This window comes from Anaeromyxobacter sp. (genome assembly GCA_016718565.1).
Classification (GTDB): domain Bacteria; phylum Myxococcota; class Myxococcia; order Myxococcales; family Anaeromyxobacteraceae; genus JADKCZ01.
Window position 1 is genome coordinate 461,677 of sequence record JADKCZ010000002.1, and the last position, 21,952, is coordinate 483,628.

Sequence of the window (21,952 nt, forward strand, 5' to 3'; positions counted from 1 at the left end):
TGCTCGCCATGTCCCCTGCCCCGCTCCTCCTCCTCCTGCTCGCCCTCTCGGCCTGCGCCCCGTCACCCCTGGTGCACCCGCGCGCCGCCGAGCAGCTCCGCCGCGGCTACGCCCACCTGGCGGCCGGCGACGCCGAGCGGGCCGAGGTGGCCTTCGAGCACGCGCTGGCCTTCGCCCCCGACCTGCCCGAGGGGTGGAACGGCCTGGGCGTGGTGGCGCGGGCCCGCGGCGACGCCGAGGGCGCCCGCCGCGGCTTCCGGCGGGCCGTCCGCCTGGCCCCGGCCTTCGCCGAGGGACACGCCAACCTGGGCGAGGCGCTGCTGGCGGCCGGGCGCACCGGCGAGGCGGAGGACGCCCTGCGCACCGCCCTGCGCCTCGACCCGGACCTGGCCGGCGCGCGGCTCAACCTGGCGCGGGCCCACCTGCAGGCCGGCCTGCTCGACGCAGGCGCGCGCCCGGCGCGCTGGGCCGAGGCGCGGCGCGAGTACCTGCACCTGCTGGAGGCCGCCCCGGAGCAGGCCCTGGCCCACCAGGACCTGGCCTTCCTCGACTACCTGGCCGGCCGGCTCGACGCGGCCGAGGCCGGCTACCGTCGGGCCGCGGCGCTGGCGCCGTCGCCGGAGGCGCTGCACGGGCTCTGCCTGGCGCTGGTGGGGCTGGGGCGCTGCCGGGAGGGGCGCGCCGCCTGCGAGGCCTGCCTGGGCCTGGCCCCCGCGGCCGAGGCCTGCCGGGTGAGCCGGCGGGGCGCCGAGGCCTGCGGCGGGTGAGCGGGCGGCGACGGCGAGGCCTGCTGGCGACGCAGCGGACCCGCCGCGCCGCCCGGGCCTCCCCCGGAACGACGACGGCCGGCCCCGCGCGCGCGGAGCCGGCCGGTGTCACCCGCGCAGGCGGGTGGCGGGGCCTACTTGATCTGCCAGGTGTCGCCGCCGGCCAGCAGCTTGGTCACGTCGACGTCGCCCTTCTTGGTCTTGGCGGCCTCGATCATCTGCCAGGTCAGGTCCTCGGCGGTCGGCCGCGAGACGGCGCGGAAGACGCCGATGGGCGTGGGGAAGCCCGGCTTGAGGGCCAGGTTGGCCATCATGAAGGCGATGGTCGGGTCGTCGCGCTTGACGTCGTGGACCAGGACGTCCTTCTCGGTCACGCCGCCCTCACCCAGGGTCACCACCTCGAGCTCGGCGGTCTGCGGGTTGAAGCGGATGCCCTTCTTGTTGTCCTTGCCGAAGAGCAGCGGCTTGCCGTGCTCCATGCGGAGCAGCGCGTCGACCTTCACCGACTTCTCGGTGATGGCGGTGTAGGCGCCGTCGTTGAACACCGGGCAGTTCTGGTAGATCTCGGTGAAGCCGCTGCCCTTGTGCTCGGCCGCCGCCTTGAGCACGGCGCCCATGTGGGCGCCCTCCACGTCGATGGTGCGGGCCACGAAGGTGGCGCCCGCGCCCAGCGCCAGGGCCGGCGGGTTGAACGGCGCGTCCGGCGAGCCGTGCGGCATCGACTTGGTCTTCTTGCCGATCTCGGAGGTCGGCGACGTCTGGCCCTTGGTCAGGCCGTAGATGCGGTTGTTGAACATCAGCATCTTGAGGTCGATGTTGCGCCGCATAGCGTGGATGAAGTGGTTGCCGCCGATGGCCAGCGCGTCGCCGTCGCCGGTGACGATCCAGACCATCAGCTCCGGGCGCGACACCTTCAGCCCGGAGGCGAAGGAGGGCGCGCGGCCGTGCAGCGTGTGCATCCCGTAGTTGTTCATGTAGTACGGGAAGCGCGACGAGCAGCCGATGCCGGAGATGAAGACGATGTCCTCGCGCTTCTTGCCCGCCGCGGGGAGCGCCTTCTGCACCTGGTTGATGATGGAGAAGTCGCCGCAGCCCGGGCACCAGCGCGGGTCGACGCCGGACTCGAAGTCCTTCTTGGTGTAGACGGGCAGGGAAGTGTTCTCGGCCATGTGTGTGTCGTCCTTTCTCGGGGTCCTAGAGGACCTCGAGCACCTTGGCGGCCAGCTCGGCCATCTTGATGGGCTTGCCGTTGATCCGGTTGTACTGGAGGGGGTCGATGCCCGGGAACATGCCGCGCAGGTAGAAGGCCAGCTGCCCGTTGTTCACCTCGGGCACGAACACCTTCTTGAACCGCTTCATGACCTCCAGCAGGTTCTTCGGCAGCGGGTTGAGCCAGCGCAGGTGGACGTGGCCCACCGACTTGCCCTGCTGCACCAGCTGCTCGGCGGCGCCGCGCACCGAGCCGAAGGTGCCGCCCCAGGAGACCAGCAGCACGTCGCCGCTGGCGGCGCCGTAGACCTCGACGTCCGGCACGTCCTCGACCACGTTGGCGATCTTCTGCGCGCGGGTCAGGACCATGCGCTCGTGGTTCATGCCGTCGTAGGACACCATGCCGGACATGGAGTCCTTCTCGAGGCCGCCGATGCGGTGCTCGAGGCCGGGGGTGCCCGGCACGGCCCAGGGCCGGATGAGCTTGGCGTCGCGCTTGTACGGCATGTACTGGCCGTCGTGGTTGACGGTGGTCTGGTACTTCACCTCGAACTTGGGCAGCTCGGCGGCGGTGGGGATCTTGAACGGCTCGGAGCCGTTGCCCAGGTAGCCGTCGGTGAGCAGCACCACCGGGGTCATCCACTTGACCGCGCAGCGCATGGCCTCCATGGCCGCCCAGAAGCAGTCGGCCGGGCTCTGCGCCGCGATGACCGGCAGGGGCGCCTCGCCGTGGCGGCCGAAGAGCGCCACCAGCAGGTCGGACTGCTCGGTCTTGGTGGGCATGCCGGTGGACGGGCCACCGCGCTGCACGTTGACGATGACCAGCGGCAGCTCGGCGATGACCGCCAGGCCCATCATCTCCGCCTTGAGCGCCAGGCCCGGGCCGGAGGTGGTGGTGCAGGCCAGCGCGCCGCCGAAGGAGGCGCCGATGGCCGAGCCGATGCCGGCGATCTCGTCCTCGGCCTGGAACGTCACCACGCCGTGCTCCTTGAAGTACGCCATCTCCTGCAGGATCTCGGTGGCCGGCGTGATGGGGTACGAGCCGAGGAAGACCTGCTTGCCGGTGATCTTGGCCATGGTGGCGAAGCCCAGCGCGACGGCGTAGTTGCCGGTGACGGTGCGGTAGGCGCCCGGGGCCAGCTTGGAGGCCGGGACCTCGTAGCGGGCCAGCCCGATCTCGGCGGTCTCGCCGAAGGCGTAGCCGGCCTTGAAGACCTTCTGGTTGGCCTCCACGAACTGCGGCTTCTTCCCGAACTTCTTGGCGATCTGCTCGAGCTGCTGCTCCATGGGCCGGCTGTAGAGCCAGTACATGAGGCCGAGCGCGAAGTAGTTGCGGCAGCGGGCGGTCTCCTTGGAGGAGAGGCCCGAGCCCTGCAGCGCGTGGTCGGTCAGCATCGACATGTCGACCGAGACCACCTTGTAGGTGTGCTTCAGGGTCTCGTCGTCGAGCGGGTTGGTCTTGTAGGCCGCCTTCTCGAGGTTGCCCTCGGTGAAGGCGCCCTTGTTGACGATGAGGATGCCGCCCTGGCGCAGGTCGGCCAGGTTGGTCTTGAGCGCGGCCGGGTTCATCGCCACCAGCACGTCGGGGGCGTCGCCGGGGGTGTGGATCTCGCGCGACCCGAAGTTGACCTGGTAGCCGGACACGCCGGCCAGGGAGCCGGCCGGGGCGCGGATCTCGGCCGGGTAGTCCGGGAAGGTGGCGAGGTCGGTCCCGGCGAGCGCGTTGGCGCGGGTGAACTCGGTGCCGGTGAGCTGCATGCCGTCGCCGGAGTCGCCGACAAACCGGATGGTGACCGTCTCGACCTGCTGGATTTGCTTGGACATGTCTCCCTGCGTCTCCTTGAGAGGGGGGGCCCAGCTACAAAAAGGGAGCCCTGTATGCCGGATCCCCACCTTGAAGTCAACGACACTGGCGCGCAAACCAGCGAAACGACAGGCTTATTCTGGACCTGATCCGTCCGGTTTCCCCGGCCCGGACGGGCCTGGTCCACCCAAAGCTGGCGGTTCCAAGGGGGTTACGCGGTGCGGCGCGCTCGTCGCGGGCCGCGATCAGGCCGGTGGAAAGATCTTTCCGGGGTTGAGGAGCCCGAGCGGGTCGAAGGCCGCCTTGATGCGCCGCTGCAGCGCGATGACCTCGGGGCCCTGCTCGTATTCGAGGAAGTCGCGCTTGGCGAGCCCCACCCCGTGCTCGCCGGTGATGGTGCCCCCCAGGTCCACCGCCGCCCTCAGGATGGCCGCCACCGCCTGGTCGACCCGCGGCCGCTCCTCCGGCCGATCGTAGAGGACGTTACAGTGCAGGTTGCCGTCGCCGGCGTGGCCGTAGGTGGCCACCGTGAGCCCGAGGCGCCGCCCGATGGCCTTGGCCTCCTCCACCATGGCCGGGATGGCCGAGCGCGGCACGGCGATGTCCTCCGAGAGCTTGAGCGGGTGCACCTTCTTCAGGTTGACCGAGAGCCAGCGTCGCAGCTCCCAGATCTCCCGCCGCTGCGCCTCGTTCTGGGCCACCACCACCTCGCCCTGGGCCTCCTCGCCGCACAGCTCGGCCACCCGCACGATCTCGGCGAAGACCTGCTCCTCGTCGTTGCCGTCCGTCTCCACCAGCAGCATGGCGCCGGCGCCGGGGGGGAAGCGGCCCGGGGCGGTGCGGGCGATGGCCTCCAGCGAGACGTCGTCCATCAACTCCAGGCAGCGCGGGATGACCCCCTGGGCCAGCACCCGCGACACGGCGCGGGCCGCGTCCGCCACCGAGCCGAAGACCACCAGCGCGGTGGCCACGTGGCGCGGGCGGGGCAGCAGCTTCAGGGTCACCTCGGTGACGATGCCCAGGGTGCCCTCGCTGCCCACCAGCAGGGCCGCCAGGTCGTAGCCGGCCACCCCCTTGATGGTGCGCTTGCCCACCCGCAGGATCTCGCCGGTGGGGATCACCACGGTGAGCCCCAGCACGTACTCGCGGGTCACCCCGTACCTGAGCGCCCGCGGGCCGCCGGCGTTCTCGGCCACGTTGCCGCCGATGGTGCACAGCTCCAGCGAGTTGGGGTCTGGCGGGTAGAACAGGCCGTGCTTCTCGACCTCCGCCTGCAGCACCCCGGTGATGACGCCCGGCTCGACCCGCGCCGTCAGGTCCTCCGGCCGGATCTCCAGGATGCGCCCCATCCGCTCGGTGGAGACCGCGATGCCGCCCTCCAGCGCCAGCACCCCGCCCGACTTGCCGCTGCGGGCCGCCACCGGCACCACCGGGACCCGGTGGCGGGTGGCCACCTCGAAGACGGCGCGCACCTCCTCGGCGGACTCCACCTGCACCACCACCTCGGGCGGCCAGGCGCCCAGGTCGGACTCGTCGCGGCCATAGGCCTCCAGCCGCTCCGGGTCGCCCACCACCAGCCGACCGGCCGGGAAGCGGGCGCACAGCTCGGCCAGCGCGGCGGCGCGGGCGGCGCTCACCCGAAGACCTCCAGGTTGGCGCCGGTGGCGGCGTCCGGCGCGTCGAGGGCCGCGAAGATCACCACCCGGGCCACGTCGGCCGGCGTCATGGCCGGGGCGAAGGGGGTCTGGCGCAGCATGGCGGTGTCGGTGCTGCCCGGCGAGACCGCCAGCGCCTGCACCCCGTGGGGCCGGAGCTCCTCGGCCAGGCACCTGGTCAGGCCCAGCAGCCCCCACTTGGAGGCGTTGTAGGCGCTGGCCCCGGCGGTGCCCAGGGTGGCGGAGATGGAGGCCACGTTGACGATGCGGCCGCGGCGGCGGGCCTTCATGCCGGGGACCACCGCCCGGGCGCAGAGGAAGGCGCCGGTCAGGTTGACGTCGAGCGAGGCGCGCCAGCGCTCCAGGGTGAGCTCCTCCACCAGGCCGCGCACCAGGATGCCGGCGTCGTTCACCAGCAGGTCGCAGGGGCCGAGGGCCGCCTGGTGCGCCGCCAGCAGCCGGGCCACGTCGGCCTCGCTGGACACGTCGCCGGCCACGGCCAGGGCCGCGCCGCCGCCGTCCACCACCCGCTCCACCTCGGCCGCGGTGCGGGCGAAGACCGTCACGGTCAGGCCGCGCGCCGTGAGCGCCCGGGCCACGGCCTCGCCGATGCCGCGTCCGCCCCCGGTGACGATGGCGCTGGCCAGGCTCACCGGCGCCTCGCGCCGCCGGCCGGGCGCCCCGGGCCACGCGCCACCGCCGCCAGGAAGCGGCGCTGCAGCGCCTCGTCGCGCGCCATCACCCCGGCGAAGCTCTGGGTGTGGGCCCGCGCCCGCGGCCGCTCCTCGCCGCGCACCGACAGGCACATCTGCTCGGCCTCCAGCAGGCAGGCGGCGCCGCGCGCGCCGGCGTGGGCCACCAGCGCCTCGGCCACCTGCCGGGCCAGGTCCTCCTGCAGCACCAGCCGGTGCGCCAGGGCGTCCACCAGGCGGGCCAGCTGGCCGAACCCCACCACCCGGTCACCCGGGACGTAGGCCAGGTGCGCCAGGCCGCGCGACGGCAGCAGGTGGTGCGGGCAGACCGAGTGGAAGTCGATGCCGGTCACCGCCACCAGGCCGTGGCCCGGCGCCGGCATGCCGCCCCCCAGGATCCGGGCCGGGTCCTGGCGGTAGCCGTCCAGCAGGTCCTCGCGCCAGGCCTCGGCCACCCGCCCGGGCGTGCCGGCCAGGTCGGCGCCGCGGCGCACCTCGGCCGGCAGCTCCAGGGCGTCGAGGAAGGCCTCGGTGGCGCGCGCCAGCCGGGCGGCGGCCGGGCTGGCCGGGGCAGGGCGCCGCTTACCGGCGGACACCCGGCCCCCGGTAGGTGACGCAGGAGTCGGGGATCTCGAAGAGGCGCACCTCGGCCAGCCCCGGCAGCCGGCCGTCCAGCGTCTCCCAGATCCAGCGGGCGATGTTCTCGGCGGTGGGGTTGTCCAGCGTGTCGTTGAGGGTGCGGTGGTCCACCTGCGCCAGCACCAGCTCGCCCACGATGCGCTTGACGTCGCCGAAGTCGGCGATCATCCCGGTGTGCGGATCGACCTCGCCCTCCACGGCCACGAAGAACTTGTAGTTGTGGCCGTGCATGCGGAAGCACGGCCCCTCGTAGCGCGGCAGCCGGTGGGCCGCGGCGAAGGTGAACTCCACGTCCAGGCGCATGCTGCGGCGGTCGGTGTAGTCGGTGGGCGGCATCGCCCGGGTTATAGCTCGACGTAGACCTCGCCGCTCTCCACCTGCACCGGGTAGGTGGCCACCGCCACGCCGGGGAACTCGGGGCAGGCGCCGGTGGGGATGTGGAAGGGCCAGGCGTGCAGCGGGCAGCGCAGCTCCTCGCCGTGCACCTCGCCGAAGGCCAGGGCGGCGCCGCGGTGCGGGCACTGGTTGTCGAGCGCGTAGACCCGGCGCCCCAGGCGGAACAGGGCCAGCTCGCGGTCACCCACCGTGACGAGCCATCCGACCCGCTCCGGCAGCTGGTCGAGCCGCGCCACCCGGTGCCTCACGGCGGCAGGTCCGGCGGTCCGAGGGGCTGGACGCGGCGCCCCGGCCGGGCTGGTGGTGCGCTCCGGGCCGCGGGGTGACCCGGCGTCCGCGGGGCGGCGCCCAGGTGCGCGCTCCGGCTCAGGAGGCCGAGCCGGTCCCGGAGGTGCCCTGGGCGGCGGCGGCGGCGGCCGCGGCGGCCTTGGCCGCCTCGTGGGCCACGGCCGAGGCGTTGAGGGCGTTCTTGAGCACCTGGCTCGGGCGGAAGGTGAGGACCCGGCGTGCCGAGATCTCGATCTCCTCGCCGGTCTGGGGGTTCCGGCCGACGCGGGACTTCTTGTCCCGGACGATGAAGTTGCCGAAGCCGCTGATCTTGATCTTCTCGCCCTGCTCAAGGGTCTCCTTGATGGTGTCGAAGACCATCTCGACGATCTCGGCGGCCTCCTTCTTGGAGAAGCCCACCTTCTCGTAGACGCTCTCGATGATGTCGGCCTTGGTCACGATCGCTCCCCGTCCCCTTGTCGAGCTAAGGTCTTGAAATCGGTAACCGATTGCCGCCGTGGTGTCAATTCGCCGGCCTGGGGGGAGCGGCCGGCTGGACGGTCTCCAGTTCCTGCCCGGCCCGCGCCCGGGCCTCCCGCGAGGCCTCCTGCGCGGCGTCGAGGGCCGCGTCGGCCGCCGCACCGTCCGGTCGCACCACCAGCCCCGGACCGGCCACCTCGCGCCCGACCCCGGCGGTGAGCGCCAGCACCGTGATCGACGCGGCCACCGCCGCCAGCGAGAGCAGGAGGGCCGAGACCGCCAGGGCGCGGCGCCCGCCGGCCCGGAGCGCGCGCAGCGAGAGCACCAGCGCGCCCACCCCCACGGCCAGGCCGAAGGGCGCGGCCAGCGGGTTCCAGGAGGCGGCCAGCCCGGCCAGGCCGAAGCCCAGCGCCGCCCAGACGAGCCGTGGGCGCGGGGCCACCCTACCCCCGCAGCTCGGCGCCGAGCTCGCCCGCCAGCCGCCCCAGGATGCGCTGGTGGGCCGCCTCGGCCTCGGGGTCGGTGAGCGTCCGGTCCGGGGCGCGGTAGCGGATGGCCAGCGCCAGGTTCTTCTTGCCGGCCGGGATGGGCGCGCCGCGGTAGACGTCGAAGAGCGTGGCGTCGTCCACCAGCGGCTCGGCGCGCACCGCCGCCAGGACCTGCTCGGCGGTGACCGCCTCGTCCACCACCACCGCCAGGTCGCGCAGCACGGCCGGGAGCGAGGGGATGGGGTGGTGGCGCGGCACCGGCGCGCCGTGGCGCACCAGGGCCTCGACGCGCAGCTCGAAGGCCAGCACGCCGCGCGGCAGGTCGAAGGCCTCGGCGACCCGCGGGTGGAGCTCACCCACCCAGCCGAAGGCCTCGCCGTCGGCGGCGCGGACGGTGGCGGCCACCCGCGGGTGGAGCCACCCCTCGCCGCCGGCCTCCCACCGGGCGCCGGCCACGCCGAGCCCCTGCAGCACGGCCTCGGCGGCCGCCTTGGCGTCGTAGAAGTCGACCGCGTCGGCGCCGCCGGTCCAGCCGGCCGGGGCGCGGCGCCCCACCAGCACGCCGGCGACCCGCAGGTCCTCCAGCGTGGGGGCGTCGCCCTCGGCCTCGACCGGCGCCGGGTGGTAGACCCGGGCCAGCTCGTAGAGCCGCAGGTCGTCGACGCGCTGCGCCCGGTTGCGCGCCGCGTTCTTGAGGAGCGAGGGCACCAGGCTGGTGCGCATGAGCGCCAGGTCGGCGCTGATGGGGTTCTGCAGGGCGATGCCGAGGGCCCGGCCGGAGCCGTCGCCGGTGGCCAGGTGGTAGCGCAGCGGCGCCAGGTCGGGCTCGGCCACGAAGCTGAAGTTGACCGCCTCGCTGAAGCCGGCCGCCTCGAGCGCCTCGCGGAGGCGGGCCACCACGCGGGCCTCGGGGGCCTCGACGGGGGTGCCCACCGCGCTGGGCGGCAGCGTCTCGGGGATGGCGTCGTAGCCGCGGGTGCGCACCAGCTCCTCGACCAGGTCCTCCTCGATGGAGACGTCGACGCGCCAGCTGGGCACCGAGAAGGTGGCCCCCTCGGCGTCGGCGGCCAGCTCGCGGAAGCCCAGGCCGCCCAGGATGCGGCTGGCCTCCTCACGGGAGAACGGCATGCCCAGCAGCTCGGCCGGGCGGCCCCAGCGCAGGCGCACCTGGCCGGCCGCGGCCGGCCGGGCCAGGCAGTCCACCACGCCGGGGCGGACGGTGCCGCCGGCCAGCTCGGCGATGAGGGCGGCGCAGCGATCCAGGGCGGGCAGCACCATGCCCGGGTCGGCGCCGCGCTCGAAGCGGTAGGAGGCCTCGCTCTTCAGCCCCTGCCGGCGCGAGGTGCGGCGGATGGTGCCGGGGGCGAACCAGGCCGACTCCAGCAGCACCCGGGTGGTGGCGGCGGAGATCTCGGAGACGCTGCCGCCCATGACGCCGGCCAGGGCGCTGCCCCGGTCGCGGTCGGCGATGAGCAGGTCGGTGGGCTCGAGGGCCCGCTCCTTGCCGTCGAGCGTGGTGATGGTCTCGCCGGGCCGGGCGGTGCGGACCACGATCTGGGCGCCCGCCACCCGGTCGAGGTCGAAGGCGTGCAGCGGGTGGCCCAGCTCCAGCAGCACGAAGTTGGTGGCGTCCACCACGTTGGAGATGGAGCGCACCCCGCAGGCCTCGAGCCGCCGGGCCAGCCAGGCCGGCGAGGGGCCGATGGTGACGCCCTCGATGACCCGCGCCGCGTAGCGGGCGCAGCGGTCCGGCGCCTCGATGCGGACCTGGACGGCCTCGGCGGCCGGGGCGCCGCCCTCCCGCACGGCGGCCGGGGGCGGCCGGACCGGCTGGCCGAGCAGCGCCGCCACCTCGCGGGCCAGGCCGATGTGCGAGAGGCAGTCGGGCCGGTTGGGCGTGACGTTGACCTCGAGGAGCACGTCCTCCAGGCCCAGCGCCGCGGCGATGGGGGTGCCTGGCGAGAGGCCCGCCGGCAGGATGAGCAGGCCGCTGGCGTCGGCCTCGAGGCCGAGCTCCCTGGCCGAGCAGAGCATGCCGAAGGACTCCACCCCGCGGAGCCTGGCCTTCTCGATCTTCAGGCCGCCCGGCAGCGTGGTCCCGACGGTGGCGAGCGGGACCAGGTCGCCCACCGCGTAGTTCTTGGCGCCGCAGACCACCTGGAGCGGCGCGCCGCCGCCGCCGTCGATGGAGGTGACCGAGAGCTTCTCGGCGTCGGGGTGCTTCTCGGAGGCGAGGACCCGCGCCACCACCACGCCGGCCAGCCCCTGGCCGGTCCGCTCCACGGCCTCGACCTCGAGCCCCACCGCCGTGAGGCCGCGCGCCAGCGCCTCGGGCGAGGGCAGGTCCACGTACTGCGACAGCCAGGCCAGGGAGATCCGCATGGTCAGAACTGCCCGAGGAAGCGCAGGTCGTTGTCGAAGAAGAGCCGGAGGTCGTCGATGCCGTACTTCAGCATGGCCATGCGCTCCACGCCCATGCCGAAGGCGAAGCCGGTGTGGCGGGCCGGGTCGATGCCGCCGTTCTCGAGCACCTTGGGGTGGACCATGCCGGCGCCCAGCACCTCCAGCCAGCCGGTCTCCTTGCAGGTGCCGCAGCGCCGGCCGTCCTTGCGGCCGGAGCCCCCGCAGATGGAGCAGGAGACGTCCACCTCGGCGCCCGGTTCGACGAAGGGGAAGTAGCTGGGACGGAAGCGCGTCCTGGTGCCCGGACCGAAGTAGGCGCGGGCGAAGGCCGCCAGGGTGCCCTTGAGATCCGCGAAGGTGACGTGCCGGTCGACGCACAGCCCCTCGACCTGGTGGAACATGGGCGAGTGGGTCTGGTCGTAGTCGGAGCGGTAGACGCGCCCCGGGCAGATGATGCGGATGGGCGGCTCGCCGATGCGCTGCATGGCGCGGATCTGCACCGGCGAGGTGTGGGTGCGCAGCAGCACGCTCCCCGTGGCCCGGCCGGCCCGCAGCGTGGACGGATCCACGTAGAAGGTGTCCTGCATGTCGCGGGCGGGGTGGTCCGCCGGGATGTTGAGCGCCTCGAAGTTGTACCAGTCGAGCTCGACCTCCGGCCCGCTGGCCACCTCGTAGCCGAGGCGCGCGAAGATGGCGGTGATCTCCTCGGCGGCCCGCGTCAGCGGGTGACGGTGGCCGCGCGGCAGCGGGCGGCGCCCGGAGAGCGTGACGTCGATGGAGGGGCCGGCCAGCTCGGCCTCCAGCGCCGCGTCCGCCAGGGTGGCCTGGCGCGCCGAGAGGAGCGCCTCGACCTCGTCGCGGACGCGGTTGGCGACCTCGCCGACGCGCGGGCGCTCCTCGGCCGGGAGGGCGCCCATGCCGCGCAGGACCGCGGAGAGCTCGCCCTTCTTGCCGAGGAAGCGGACGCGCAGCTCCTCGAGCGCCTTCTCGTCGCCGGCGGCCGCGCACGCGGCGCGGGCCCCGGCGGCGAGCGCCTCGAGCTGTCCGAGCAGGTCGGCCACGCCGGCCTCCTAGGCGCGGGCGGACTTGACGACGGCGGCGAAGTCGGCGGGAGCCGACAGCGCCAGCTCGGCCAGCACCTTGCGGTCGAGCACCACGCCGGCCTTCTTCAGGCCGGCCACCAGCCGGGAGTAGGTGGTGCCGTTGAGCCGGGCGGCGGCGTTGATGCGCACGATCCAGAGGGCGCGGAAGTCGCGCCGCTTCTGGCGGCGGTCGCGCGTGGCGTAGTCGAGCGCGCGCTCGACGGCCTGGTTGGCGCGGCGGTAGCAGTTCTTGCGGCGCCCGCGGAAGCCCTTGGCGAGCTTGAGGACGCGGTTACGGCGGCGGCGGGCCTTGAAACCCTTCTTGACGCGCATCTACGACTCCTGTTCGCCGGCGGGAGGCGGCCGAAGGACCGCGCTTCACGGGTCCCCGCCTGGCAGCTGTGGTGCGACCGCTACGACCTAGCGGGCGTAAGGGAAGCACTCCTTGATCTTCTTGGCATCCGAGGCGTCCAGGTGGCTGGTGCCGCGGAGGCCGACCTTCTGCTTGTGCGTCTTGCCGAAGGTGGCGAGGTGGCGAACGCCGGCGCGGCGGAACTTCACCGCGCCGCTCTTCTTCACCACGAAGCGCTTCTTGGCGGCGCTGCTAGTCTTGAGCTTGGGCATCTTCTTTCTCTCTTCTTGGACTGCTGGTTCGGCCTCGCCGGACGGGCGGGCCAGTCGGTTACGTCGCGGCCGGGCCGGCCGGGGGGCCGCCCTCGGCGGGCGCCTCGGACGCGGCCGGGGCCGCCTCCGGGGGGGGGGCCGCGGGGGCCGGGGCAGCGGCGGGGGCCGGGGCGGTGGCCGGCGCCAGGGCGGCGGCCGCGGCGGCCTTGGCGGCGGCCTCGGCGGCCTTGGCGGCCGACTCGGCGCGGGAGCGCTGGGCCTGCAGCATCCTGGGGTTGGGCGCGAGGATCATGAACATCTGGCGCCCCTCCATGCGGGGCGCCGACTCGATGACCGCCACGTCCTTGAGGTCCTCGATGATCTCCTGGAGCACCTTCTGGCCGAGCTCGCGGTGGGTCATCTCGCGGCCGCGGAACATGACGGTGATGCGCGCCTTGTTGGCGTCCTCGAGGAACCCGCGCACCGCCTTGATCTTGACGTTGTAGTCGTGCTCCTCGGTGCGGGGGCGGAACTTCACCTCCTTGAGGAGGACCACCACCTGGTTCTTCTTGGCCTCGTTCTGCTTCTTCTTCTCGAGGTACTTGAACTTCCCGTAGTCCATGATCTTGCAGACGGGAGGCTTGGCGAGCGGGCTGACCTCGACGAGGTCCATCCCCTCCTCCTGCGCCTTCGTCAGCGCCTGCTCGATCGTGAGCACGCCGAGCTGCTCGCCACCCGAGCCGATCACGCGCACCTCGCGCGCCTTGATGCGCCGGTTGGTGCGAGCGTCCCGGTTCGTCCGCTGATCCCGCTGATTCAGACCGTGCTCCTCGGGGGGTGCCCCCGGCCCGGCGGGGCGGAGCGCCCCGACCGGTCCTGAAAAGGTGCGTAGGATATGGATCTCGCGGGGTTTGTCAACGAGCGGGGGGCCCACGCCCCCCGGGCGCCCCCGTTCCCGCGCCGCCGGCGCCTCGGCGCCGCGCCCCGCCTCAGGCCTTTCTGGCCTTCTTCGGGGCCTTGGCGACCTTGGCGACCTTGGCGACCTTGGCGGTCTTGGCGGTCTTGGCCGGCTTGCTGCCCGGATCCGACGAGTCCTTCTTGGCCTCCCGGATCCAGCTCATCATGCCGCGCAGCCGACCGCCGACCTCCTCGATGGGGTGGGCCGCCTCGGTGGAGCGGAACTTCCCCATGGTGGCGCCGCCGACCATGTTCTCCAGGATGAACTCCTTGGCGAACGCGCCGGACTGGATCTCCTTGAGGATCTTGCGCATCTCGTCCTTGGTGGACGGGGGCACCACCCGCGGGCCGCGGGTGTAGTCGCCGTACTCGGCGGTGTCCGAGATGCTGTGACGCATCCAGGCCAGCCCGCCCTCGTACATCAGGTCCACGATCAGCTTGAGCTCGTGCAGGCACTCGAAGTAGGCGGACTCGGGCTGGTACCCGGCCTCCACCAGCACCTCGAAGCCGGCCTTCACCAGCGCCGAGGCGCCGCCGCACAGCACCGCCTGCTCGCCGAAGAGATCGGTCTCGGTCTCCTCCTTGAAGGTGGTCTCGAGCACGCCGGCGCGGGCGCAGCCGATGCCGTGGGCGTAGGCCAGGCCCACCGCCTTGGCCTTGCCGGTGGCGTCCTGGTGGATGGCGATCAGGCCGGGGATGCCGCGGCCGTCCTGGTACTGCCGGCGCACCATGTGGCCAGGGCCCTTGGGGGCCACCAGCAGCACGTCGACGTCCTCGGGCGGGAGGACCTGCCCGTAGTGGATGTTGAAGCCGTGGGCGAAGAGCAGCGCCTTGCCCTTGGTGAGGTGCGGGGCGATCTCGGCGTCGTAGACCCGCTTCTGCGTCTGGTCGGGGATGAGGACCATGATGACGTCGGCCTCGCTGGCCGCCTGCGCCACCGTGACCACCCGCAGGCCCGCGCCCTCGGCCTTGGCCCTGGACTTCGAGCCGGCGGCCAGCCCCACCCGGACGTCCACGCCGGAGTCGCGCAGGTTGAGCGCGTGGGCGTGACCCTGCGAGCCGTAGCCGATGACGGCCACCTTCTTCCTCTTCAGCAGGCCGAGGTCCGCGTCCTTCTCGTAATAGATCGTCGCCATGGGAGGTGCTCTCGCTTTCCGTCTAGAGGGAGGGGGGGGCCAGCGTCTTGAAGCCGCGCTCCAGCGCGATGCGGCCGGAGCGGCAGATCTCGTGGATGCCGAAGGGCCGCAGGCGGTCCTCCAGCGCGTCGAGCTTGCCGGCGGAGCCGGCCGCCTCGATGACCAGCGCGTCCGGCGAGACGTCCACCATGGTCGCCTCGTAGGTGTCGGCCAGGGCGCGCAGCTCGGCGTGGTTGCGCTCCGGGGTCCGGATCTTCACCAGCATGAGCTCGCGCTCGATGAGGTCGGCCGGCAGGAGCTCGCGCACCTCCACCACCGGCACCAGCTTCTGCACCTGGCGCACCACCTGCTCCACGGTCTTGGAGGAGAGGCGCACCACGATGGTCATGCGCGAGTACTCGGGCCGCTCGGTGGGGCCCACCGTCAGGCTGGCGATGTTGTAGCCGCGCCGCGAGAAGAGGCCGGCGATGCGGTGCAGCACGCCGGGCTTGTTCTCGACCAGGAGGCTGATGGTGTGGCTGGTGCCGCTGGGCAGGGTCTCGGTCCGTTCCATGTCACTCACCGTCGATCATGTCGTTGAGGGGGGCGCCGGCAGGGACCATGGGGAAGACCTTCTCCTCCTGCCGGATGCGCACGTCGATGATGGTCGGGCCCGAGGCGTTGGCCAGGGCCTGGTCGATGACCGGATCCAGCTCCTCCACGGTGCGGGCCCGCAGCCCCAGGCACCCGTAGGCCTCCGCCAGCTTGACGAAGTCCGGGCAGTCGGAGAGCGGCGTCGAGGCGAAGCGGTTGTCGTAGAACAGCTCCTGCCACTGGCGCACCATGCCCAGGAACAGGTTGTTGAGGATGAAGATCTTGATGGGCAGGTTGTGGTCCCGCGCCGTGGCCAGGTCCTGCAGCGTCATCTGGAACGAGCCGTCGCCGTCGATGCCGATGACGGTCTCGCCGGGCCGGCCCATCTGGATGCCGATGGCCGCCGGCAGGCAGAAGCCCATGGTGCCCAGGCCGCCGGAGGTGATGAACTGGCGCGGCGAGGAGGTCTTCCACCACTGGGCCGCGAACATCTGGTGCTCGCCCACGCCGGTGGTGACGATGGCCTTGCCGCCGGTCTTCTGCCAGATGCGGTCGATGACGTACTGCGGGAGCAGCTCGCCCTTGGGATCCTGGGTGTACTTGAGCGGGTGCTTCTGGCGCCAGTCGGCCACCTTGGCCTTCCAGGCCGAGATGTCGGCGCGCCCGTGGGCCTTGAAGGCGCGGCGCACCTCCTCGGTGAGCTGCGGCAGCAGCCGCTTCAGGTCGCCCACCAGCGGCACCGTGGCGGTCACCAGCTTGGAGATCTCGGCCGGGTCCACGTCGAGGTGGATGATCTTGGCCTCGGGGGCGAAGGTCGAGAGCTTGCCGGTGACGCGGTCGTCGAAGCGGGCGCCCAGGCAGATGAGCAGGTCGGCGCCCTGCACCGTGTAGTTGGCGAACTTCGAGCCGTGCATGCCGAACATGGCCAGGCAGAGCGGGTGGGTCTCCGGGAAGGAGCCCTTGCCGTGCACCGTGGTCACCACCGGCGCGTCCAGCAGCTCGGCGAAGGCGAAGACCTCCTGGTGGGCGTCGGCGGTGCGCACCCCGCCGCCCAGGTAGACCACCGGGCGGGAGGCGGAGCGGATCAGCGCGGCGGCGTCCTTGAGGCGCGGCTCCTCCCGCATGGGCGGGTGGTAGCCGGGGATGGAGACCGTCTCGGGGTACTCGAAGTCGAGCTCGGTGTTGAGCACGTCCTTGGGCACGTCGATCAGCACCGGACCGGGCCGGCCGGTGCGGGCGATGTAGAAGGCCTCCTTGAGGACGCGCGGCAGGTCGCGGACGTCGGTCACCAGCCAGTTGTGCTTGGTGATGGGCATGGTGATGCCCGTGATGTCCGCCTCCTGGAAGGCGTCGGTGCCGATGAGCGGCGAGGAGACGTTGGCGGTGATGGCCACCAGCGGCACCGAGTCCATGTAGGCGTCGGCGATGGGGGTCACCAGGTTGGTGGCGCCCGGGCCGGAGGTGCCCATGCACACGCCCACCTTGCCGGTGGCGTGGGCGTAGCCCTCGGCGGCGTGCCCGCCCACCTGCTCGTGGCGGATGAGCACCATCTTGATCGTCTCGCAGCCGTACATGGCGTCGTAGATGGGCAGGATGGTGCCGCCGGGCATGCCGTAGACCACCTCCACGCCCTCGGCCTCCAGCGCCCGCCGCACCGCCATCGCTCCGGTGATCCTCTCAGTGGCCATGTCGCTCCTCGCTGAACCTGGTCGGTGATGCCGTGCTTCGATCCGGTCTCGTCCTGCTCGGCGGCGGCGGGCCGGCCGGCCTCGGGGGGTGCGGCGCTGGCCGCGCGCCCCGGGCTGGCCGCCCGCCCCTATACCTTCGACCGCGACGCCCCCCCGCCGCGCCGGCGCGGCGTGGCGGCCGGCCGGCGGCGCGGCGCGCCGTCCAGGGTGGCGCTCATGTCAGGGCGACCCCAGCTCGGCGCGGGCGGCCTGGTCGGCCGGGGCCACCTTGAGCGCGATGCGGTTGACCACGTCGAGGAAGGCGATGGCGCTCCCCTCGATGATGTCGGTGGAGAGGGCCCGGCCGCGGTAGACGCCGGTGGGGTGCTCCACCTCGATGGAGACCTCGCCCTGGGCGTCCTCGCCGGTGGAGACGCTGGCGATCTGGTAGTCGCGCAGCTTGACCGTGAAGCCGGTCACCTGCTCGATGGCCTTGAAGACCGCGTCCACCGGGCCGTCGCCGGAGGCCACCGCCTGCAGCTTCTCGCCGGCGGCGTTCTTGAGCGAGACCGAGGCCACCGGCAGCGTGCCGGTGCCGGAGGTGGTGGAGAGGGCCTCCAGCGTCCAGGCCACCGTCCCCTTCCCCAGGATCTGGCCGTGCACCACCAGGGCCTCGATGTCGGCGTCGTAGATGTCCTTCTTCTTGTCGGCCAGCACCTTGAAGTCGGTGAAGACCTTGTCGACGGCCGCGTCGGGCAGCTGGTAGCCGAGCGCCACCAGCCGCTCCTTGAGGGCGTGGCGGCCGGAGTGCTTGCCCAGCACCAGCTGGCTCCTGGCGAAGCCGACCTCCTCGGGCTTCATGATCTCGTAGGTCTCGCGGTGCGTCAGCATGCCGTGCTGGTGGATGCCGGCCTCGTGGGCGAAGGCGTTCTGGCCCACGATGGCCTTGTTGCGCTGCACGTGCAGGCCGGTGACCTGCGAGACCAGGCGGCTGGTGGGGAAGAGCCGCTCGGTGCGGACCCCGTGCGACAGCTTGAGGACGTCCTGGCGCGTCTTGCACGCCATGACGATCTCCTCGAGCGAGGCGTTGCCGGCCCGCTCGCCGATGCCGTTGATGGTGCACTCCACCTGGCGGGCGCCCTCCATGACCCCGGCCAGCGAGTTGGCCACGGCCAGGCCCAGGTCGTTGTGGCAGTGGACCGAGATGACGGCCTTCTCGATGCCGCGCACGTGCCGCTTGAGGTGGCGGATGGTCTCGGCGTAGGTGGAGGGCAGCGCGTAGCCCACCGTGTCCGGGATGTTCACCGTGGTGGCGCCGGCCTCGATGGCCCGCTCGACCACCTCCACCAGGAAGTCGAGCTCGGTGCGGGCCGAGTCCTCGGCCGAGAACTCCACGTCGTCGAACTTCTCGCGCGCCATCTTCACGCCCTCGACGGCCCGGCGGATGATCTCCTCCTTGGCCATCTTGAGCTTGAAGTCGCGGTGGATGGGGCTGGTGGCCAGGAAGACGTGGCAGCGGCGCCGGGGCGCGTCCTTGAGCGCCTCCCAGGAGGCGGCGATGTCGCCCTTGCTGCAGCGGGAGAGGCTGCAGACGATGGGCCCGGCCACCTCGCGCCCGACCGCCCGGATCGACTCCAGGTCGCCCGGCGAGGCGGCCGCGAAGCCGGCCTCGATGACGTCGACGCCCAGGTCGCGCAGCGCCTTGGCCACCTGGAGCTTCTGCTCCAGGTTCATGGAGGCCCCGGGGGACTGCTCCCCGTCGCGCAGGGTGGTGTCGAAGATGACGATGCGGTCCTGGCCGGCTGGGTTCACTGGTGGTTGCCTTTTCGTTTCGGGCACTTGCGCGGTGGGGACGATGTGGGGGTCGGATACTGTAGCAGAGGGACTCGACATGGCGAAACCTCGGGCTCCTGGGTGGGGCCGAAGGAGGGTGGCTCGCCTGTCGAGGGCAACCTCTCCGGCCGGGAAGGCGGGAAGAGGTCGCGGCGCAGCGTCACCCTGGCCGGGATACCTCTCCCGCCGGGCGAAGAAGTCGGTGCTGGCTGCGCGCGAAGGACATCAGGAGGAGAAAGCTAGCGATCGCCGCGGCCCCGGTCAAGGGGGCGGGGGCCGGCGAGACCTAATACGGCGGCCGCGCCTCGGCGCCGAGGAGGGCCAGGAAGGCCTCCAGCCCCATGGTCTTCAGGTCCTCGCCGCCGCGCCGGCGCGGCGCCACGCCCTGGGCCTCGACCTCCTTCTCTCCGACGATCAGCGCGTAGGGGATCTTGGCCAGCTCGGCGTTGCGGATCTTGGCGCCCAGCTTGTCCGAGGAGTCGTCCAGCTCGACGCGCCACCCCTGCGCCACCAGCCGCCGGTGGACCTCGCGGCCCCAGGCGTCGAAGCGCTCCGACACCATCAGCACACGCGCCTGCACCGGGGAGAGCCAGGCCGGGAAGGCGCCGGCGTAGTGCTCGGTGAGGATGGCGATGAAGCGCTCGAAGGAGCCGTAGATGGCCCGGTGGATCACCACCGGCCGGTGCTCGGCGTTGTCGGCCCCCACGAAGGTGAGGTCGAAGCGCTCCGGGGCGGCGTAGTCCAGCTGGATGGTGCAGGTCTGCCACTGCCGGCCCAGCGAGTCGGTCACCGTGAAGTCGATCTTGGGGCCGTAGAAGGCGCCGTCGCCCGGGTTGAGCGTCCAGGGCAGCCCGATGCGGTCGAGGGCGGCCCGCAGGGCCCCCTCGGCCTTGTCCCAGAGCGCGTCGTCGCCGATGCGGTCCTCCTGGGCGGGCGGGCGGGTGGAGAACTGCAGGCCGAACTGCAGCCCGAAGGCCCCGTAGACCACCTTCATCAGGTCGACGATGCGCTGCACCTCGTCGGCGATCTGCGACTCCATCAGGTAGATGTGCGAGTCGTCCTGCTCGAACTGCCGCACCCGGGTGAGCCCGCCCAGCGAGCCGGAGGCCTCGTTGCGGTGCAGCGCGTCGGTGGTGTAGTAGCGCAGCGGCAGCTCGCGGTAGGAGCGGCGCGCCATCCGGTAGATGAGGTGGTGCGACGGGCAGTTCATGGGCTTGAGCGAGAAGGAGCAGCGCTCGTCGAGCGGCAGCGCCGGGTCGGACTCGCTGTCCACCACCAGGAACATGTTCTTCTTGTAGGGCCCCCAGTGGCCGCTCTGCTCCCAGAGCCGCTTGTTGAAGAGCAGCGGGGTCTTCACCTCCTGGTAGCCGTTGGCGTTGACGAGGTGGCGCATGGCCTCCTCGAGCACGTTGTAGAGGGTGGTGCCGGCCGGCAGCCAGAAGGGCGAGCCCGGGGCGTACTCGTGGAAGGCGAAGAGGCCGAGGGCCGGCCCCAGCTTGCGGTGGTCGCGCTTCTTCACCTCCTCGAGCTTGAGGAGGTGGGCGTCGAGGGCCTTCTTGTCGAAGAAGGCGGTGCCGTAGATGCGCTGCAGCATGGCGTTCTTGGAGTCGCCCCGCCAGTAGGCGCCGGCCACGCTGGTCAGCTTCACCACCCCGACGCGGCCGGTGGACGGGCCGTGCGGCCCCAGGCAGAAGTCCACCCAGTCGCCGTGGCGGTAGAGCGTGAGGGTGGTGGCCCCCTTGGCCACGATGTCCTTCACGATCTCGACCTTGTAGGCCTCGCCCAGCCCCTCGAAGAGCGCGATGGCCGCCGCCGGGGTGACCTCCTCGCGCACGAAGGGCAGGTCGGCCTTGATGGCCTCGTTGGTGGCCTTCTCGATCCGCTCCAGGTCCTCCGGGCCGAACGGCGTGGGCCGCGCGAAGTCGTAGTAGAAGCCCTCCTCGATGGACGGGCCGATGGTGACCTGGGTGCCGGGGTAGAGCTGCTGCACCACCGCCGCCATGACGTGGGCGGCGTCGTGGCGCGCCACCTCCAGGGCCTCGGGGTTCCTGGTGGTCACCACCTCGAGCGAGACGTCCCGCTCCAGCGCCCGCGACAGGTCCACCGCCACCCCGTCCAGCTTGGCCACGTAGGCCGCCTTGGCGAGGCCGGCGCCGATGTGCAGCCTGACGAAGTCGAGGACGGTGGTGCCGCGCGGCGGCCTCCTTCTGGCTGCCGTCGGGGAGGGTCACCTTGACGAGGTCGGACATGTGCTCCTGCCGCGGACCGGGGAGCGCAAGAAGAGGCCAGCCAGTCGGGCTGGCCGGGGCCGGCCGGGCCCGTGGCTTGTAGCGCGGGGCGGCGCGGAGGCGCAAGGAAGCCGCGCCGTCGCCCGCGGGCCCCTCGGCCCTCAGCCCACCAGCCCGCGGCCGGCGCTCGCCGCCAGGAAGGCGCGCGCCCCGTCGAGGAAGCGCTCCAGCTTGCGCGCCACGCTGCGGCGCGACAGGCCCAGGAGCCCGGCCACCTCCTCGTGCGCCATGCCGTCCACCAGCACGGCCACGGCGATGGCCTGCGTCACCTCGTCGAAGCGGCGCAGCACCGCCCGCGCCAGCAGCCGGTCGGAGCTGGGGTCACCGGGCGGCTCGGCGGGCGGGGCGAGGTCCAGCTCCAGCCGGTCCTCGCCGCGGAAGTGGGCGGTGCGCAGCGTGTTGAGGCAGTGGTTGGTGGTGACCCGCTAGAGCCACGGCAGGATCGGGCCGCGCCCCGCCACCTTCGCCAGGTCCCGCACCAGCTTCACGAAGACGTCCTGGGTGGCGTCGAGCGCCGCGTCGCGGTTGCGCAGCAGCCGCAGGCAGCGCCGATAGACCGCCGGGCCGTAGGTCCGATAGAGCCGGTCGGCGCGGGCGGCGGCCAGGCGGCGCTCGCCCTCCCCCACCCAGGCGCGCGGCGGCGGGGCCAGCCCGAGCACCGGAGGGGGCCGAGCCGGGTGGGACGGCGCGGCCGGGTCGGGCCGGAGGGTGAGGGCCAGGTGGGAGCTCGGCATGGCACCTCATGGGTGTCCACCGGAGGCCAGGTGCGCTTGTCACCTGAAGGCACGACCCCCGGGAGGCCGGCGGTCCGTTGGGGGTCAACGGACCGTGACGGGCCGGTGCCGGTGTCCAGGGCGGCCGGGCCCATCAAAATGATCGGCCGGGGGCTGCGCCGGACCCGCCAACGAAGGAGGGGCTGGCCACCTCGGCCAACCCCTCGTCTCCCTGCTTCATAGGCCCGGCCGGGTTCGAACCGGCGACCCCTGCCGTGTCAATTTTGTGTGCGTCTGTCC

General features: G+C 72.7%; 20 protein-coding genes and 1 pseudogene. 1 reads left to right on the forward strand and 20 read right to left on the reverse strand.

From position 1 onward, the window contains the following. The first annotated feature begins 8 nt into the window (after positions 1-8). A complete protein-coding gene (locus IPO09_08925) occupies positions 9-767 on the forward strand; it encodes a tetratricopeptide repeat protein (protein ID MBK9517460.1) in 759 nt (252 codons plus the stop codon). Between the two features lie 134 nt (positions 768-901). On the opposite strand, the gene IPO09_08930 is transcribed toward IPO09_08925, so the two are convergent. From IPO09_08930 to IPO09_09025, 20 genes and pseudogenes are all read right to left on the reverse strand, one after another. Then, positions 902-1,936 (reverse strand): 2-oxoacid:ferredoxin oxidoreductase subunit beta, encoded by a 1,035-nt coding sequence (locus IPO09_08930; protein ID MBK9517461.1) that lies wholly within the window; start codon positions 1,934-1,936, stop codon positions 902-904. 25 nt (positions 1,937-1,961) lie between these two features. Next, a complete protein-coding gene (locus IPO09_08935) occupies positions 1,962-3,800 on the reverse strand; it encodes a 2-oxoacid:acceptor oxidoreductase subunit alpha (GenBank protein MBK9517462.1) in 1,839 nt (612 codons plus the stop codon). 225 nt (positions 3,801-4,025) lie between these two features. Next, complete coding sequence (locus tag IPO09_08940; protein MBK9517463.1) at positions 4,026-5,417, reverse strand: FAD-binding protein; 1,392 nt, start codon at positions 5,415-5,417, stop codon at positions 4,026-4,028. Continuing rightward, positions 5,414-6,088: an SDR family oxidoreductase gene (locus IPO09_08945; GenBank protein MBK9517464.1), complete on the reverse strand. Its 675-nt coding sequence runs from the start codon at positions 6,086-6,088 to the stop codon at positions 5,414-5,416. Before IPO09_08945 ends, IPO09_08940 begins: the two co-directional genes overlap by 4 nt. After that, positions 6,085-6,723, reverse strand: coding sequence for a GTP cyclohydrolase I (locus IPO09_08950; protein MBK9517465.1), 639 nt, complete (start codon positions 6,721-6,723; stop codon positions 6,085-6,087). Before IPO09_08950 ends, IPO09_08945 begins: the two co-directional genes overlap by 4 nt. Continuing rightward, positions 6,710-7,102: a 6-carboxytetrahydropterin synthase QueD gene (queD, locus tag IPO09_08955; protein ID MBK9517466.1), complete on the reverse strand. Its 393-nt coding sequence runs from the start codon at positions 7,100-7,102 to the stop codon at positions 6,710-6,712. The genes IPO09_08950 and queD overlap by 14 nt, the downstream gene beginning before the upstream one ends. Positions 7,103-7,110: 8 nt before the next feature. Continuing rightward, the gene (gene nirD / locus IPO09_08960; GenBank protein ID MBK9517467.1) at positions 7,111-7,410 is read right to left on the reverse strand and encodes a nitrite reductase small subunit NirD; all 300 of its coding nucleotides are present in this window, start codon (positions 7,408-7,410) and stop codon (positions 7,111-7,113) included. A gap of 118 nt (positions 7,411-7,528) precedes the next feature. After that, the gene (locus tag IPO09_08965; GenBank protein MBK9517468.1) at positions 7,529-7,888 is read right to left on the reverse strand and encodes an integration host factor subunit alpha; all 360 of its coding nucleotides are present in this window, start codon (positions 7,886-7,888) and stop codon (positions 7,529-7,531) included. A gap of 64 nt (positions 7,889-7,952) precedes the next feature. After that, positions 7,953-8,351 (reverse strand): hypothetical protein, encoded by a 399-nt coding sequence (locus IPO09_08970; GenBank protein ID MBK9517469.1) that lies wholly within the window; start codon positions 8,349-8,351, stop codon positions 7,953-7,955. A gap of 1 nt (position 8,352) precedes the next feature. Further along, positions 8,353-10,779: a phenylalanine--tRNA ligase subunit beta gene (locus IPO09_08975; GenBank protein ID MBK9517470.1), complete on the reverse strand. Its 2,427-nt coding sequence runs from the start codon at positions 10,777-10,779 to the stop codon at positions 8,353-8,355. A 2-nt stretch (positions 10,780-10,781) separates the two neighbouring features. Beyond that, a complete protein-coding gene (gene pheS, locus IPO09_08980; protein MBK9517471.1) occupies positions 10,782-11,861 on the reverse strand; it encodes a phenylalanine--tRNA ligase subunit alpha in 1,080 nt (359 codons plus the stop codon). A gap of 9 nt (positions 11,862-11,870) precedes the next feature. Continuing rightward, positions 11,871-12,215 carry a 50S ribosomal protein L20 gene (gene rplT / locus IPO09_08985; protein ID MBK9517472.1) on the reverse strand — a complete coding sequence of 115 codons (345 nt, stop codon included), beginning with the start codon at positions 12,213-12,215 and terminating at the stop codon, positions 11,871-11,873. 87 nt (positions 12,216-12,302) lie between these two features. Beyond that, on the reverse strand, positions 12,303-12,506 hold the full coding sequence (rpmI, locus tag IPO09_08990) for a 50S ribosomal protein L35 (GenBank protein MBK9517473.1): 204 nt from the start codon (positions 12,504-12,506) through the stop codon (positions 12,303-12,305). Between the two features lie 58 nt (positions 12,507-12,564). Then, positions 12,565-13,305, reverse strand: coding sequence for a translation initiation factor IF-3 (infC, locus tag IPO09_08995; protein MBK9517474.1), 741 nt, complete (start codon positions 13,303-13,305; stop codon positions 12,565-12,567). Between the two features lie 169 nt (positions 13,306-13,474). Then, the gene (gene ilvC / locus IPO09_09000; GenBank protein MBK9517475.1) at positions 13,475-14,578 is read right to left on the reverse strand and encodes a ketol-acid reductoisomerase; all 1,104 of its coding nucleotides are present in this window, start codon (positions 14,576-14,578) and stop codon (positions 13,475-13,477) included. Positions 14,579-14,600: 22 nt separating this feature from the next. After that, entirely contained in the window at positions 14,601-15,131 is a 531-nt protein-coding gene (ilvN, locus tag IPO09_09005) for an acetolactate synthase small subunit (GenBank protein ID MBK9517476.1), read from the reverse strand. A 1-nt stretch (position 15,132) separates the two neighbouring features. After that, positions 15,133-16,839 (reverse strand): biosynthetic-type acetolactate synthase large subunit, encoded by a 1,707-nt coding sequence (ilvB, locus tag IPO09_09010; GenBank protein ID MBK9517477.1) that lies wholly within the window; start codon positions 16,837-16,839, stop codon positions 15,133-15,135. Positions 16,840-17,058: 219 nt separating this feature from the next. After that, positions 17,059-18,630, reverse strand: a complete 1,572-nt coding sequence (locus IPO09_09015; GenBank protein ID MBK9517478.1) for a 2-isopropylmalate synthase — start codon at positions 18,628-18,630, stop codon at positions 17,059-17,061. 307 nt (positions 18,631-18,937) lie between these two features. Beyond that, positions 18,938-20,815, reverse strand: a complete 1,878-nt coding sequence (gene thrS / locus IPO09_09020; GenBank protein MBK9517479.1) for a threonine--tRNA ligase — start codon at positions 20,813-20,815, stop codon at positions 18,938-18,940. A 225-nt stretch (positions 20,816-21,040) separates the two neighbouring features. Continuing rightward, positions 21,041-21,673: pseudogene (locus IPO09_09025) on the reverse strand (sigma-70 family RNA polymerase sigma factor). Positions 21,674-21,952 lie beyond the last annotated feature (279 nt).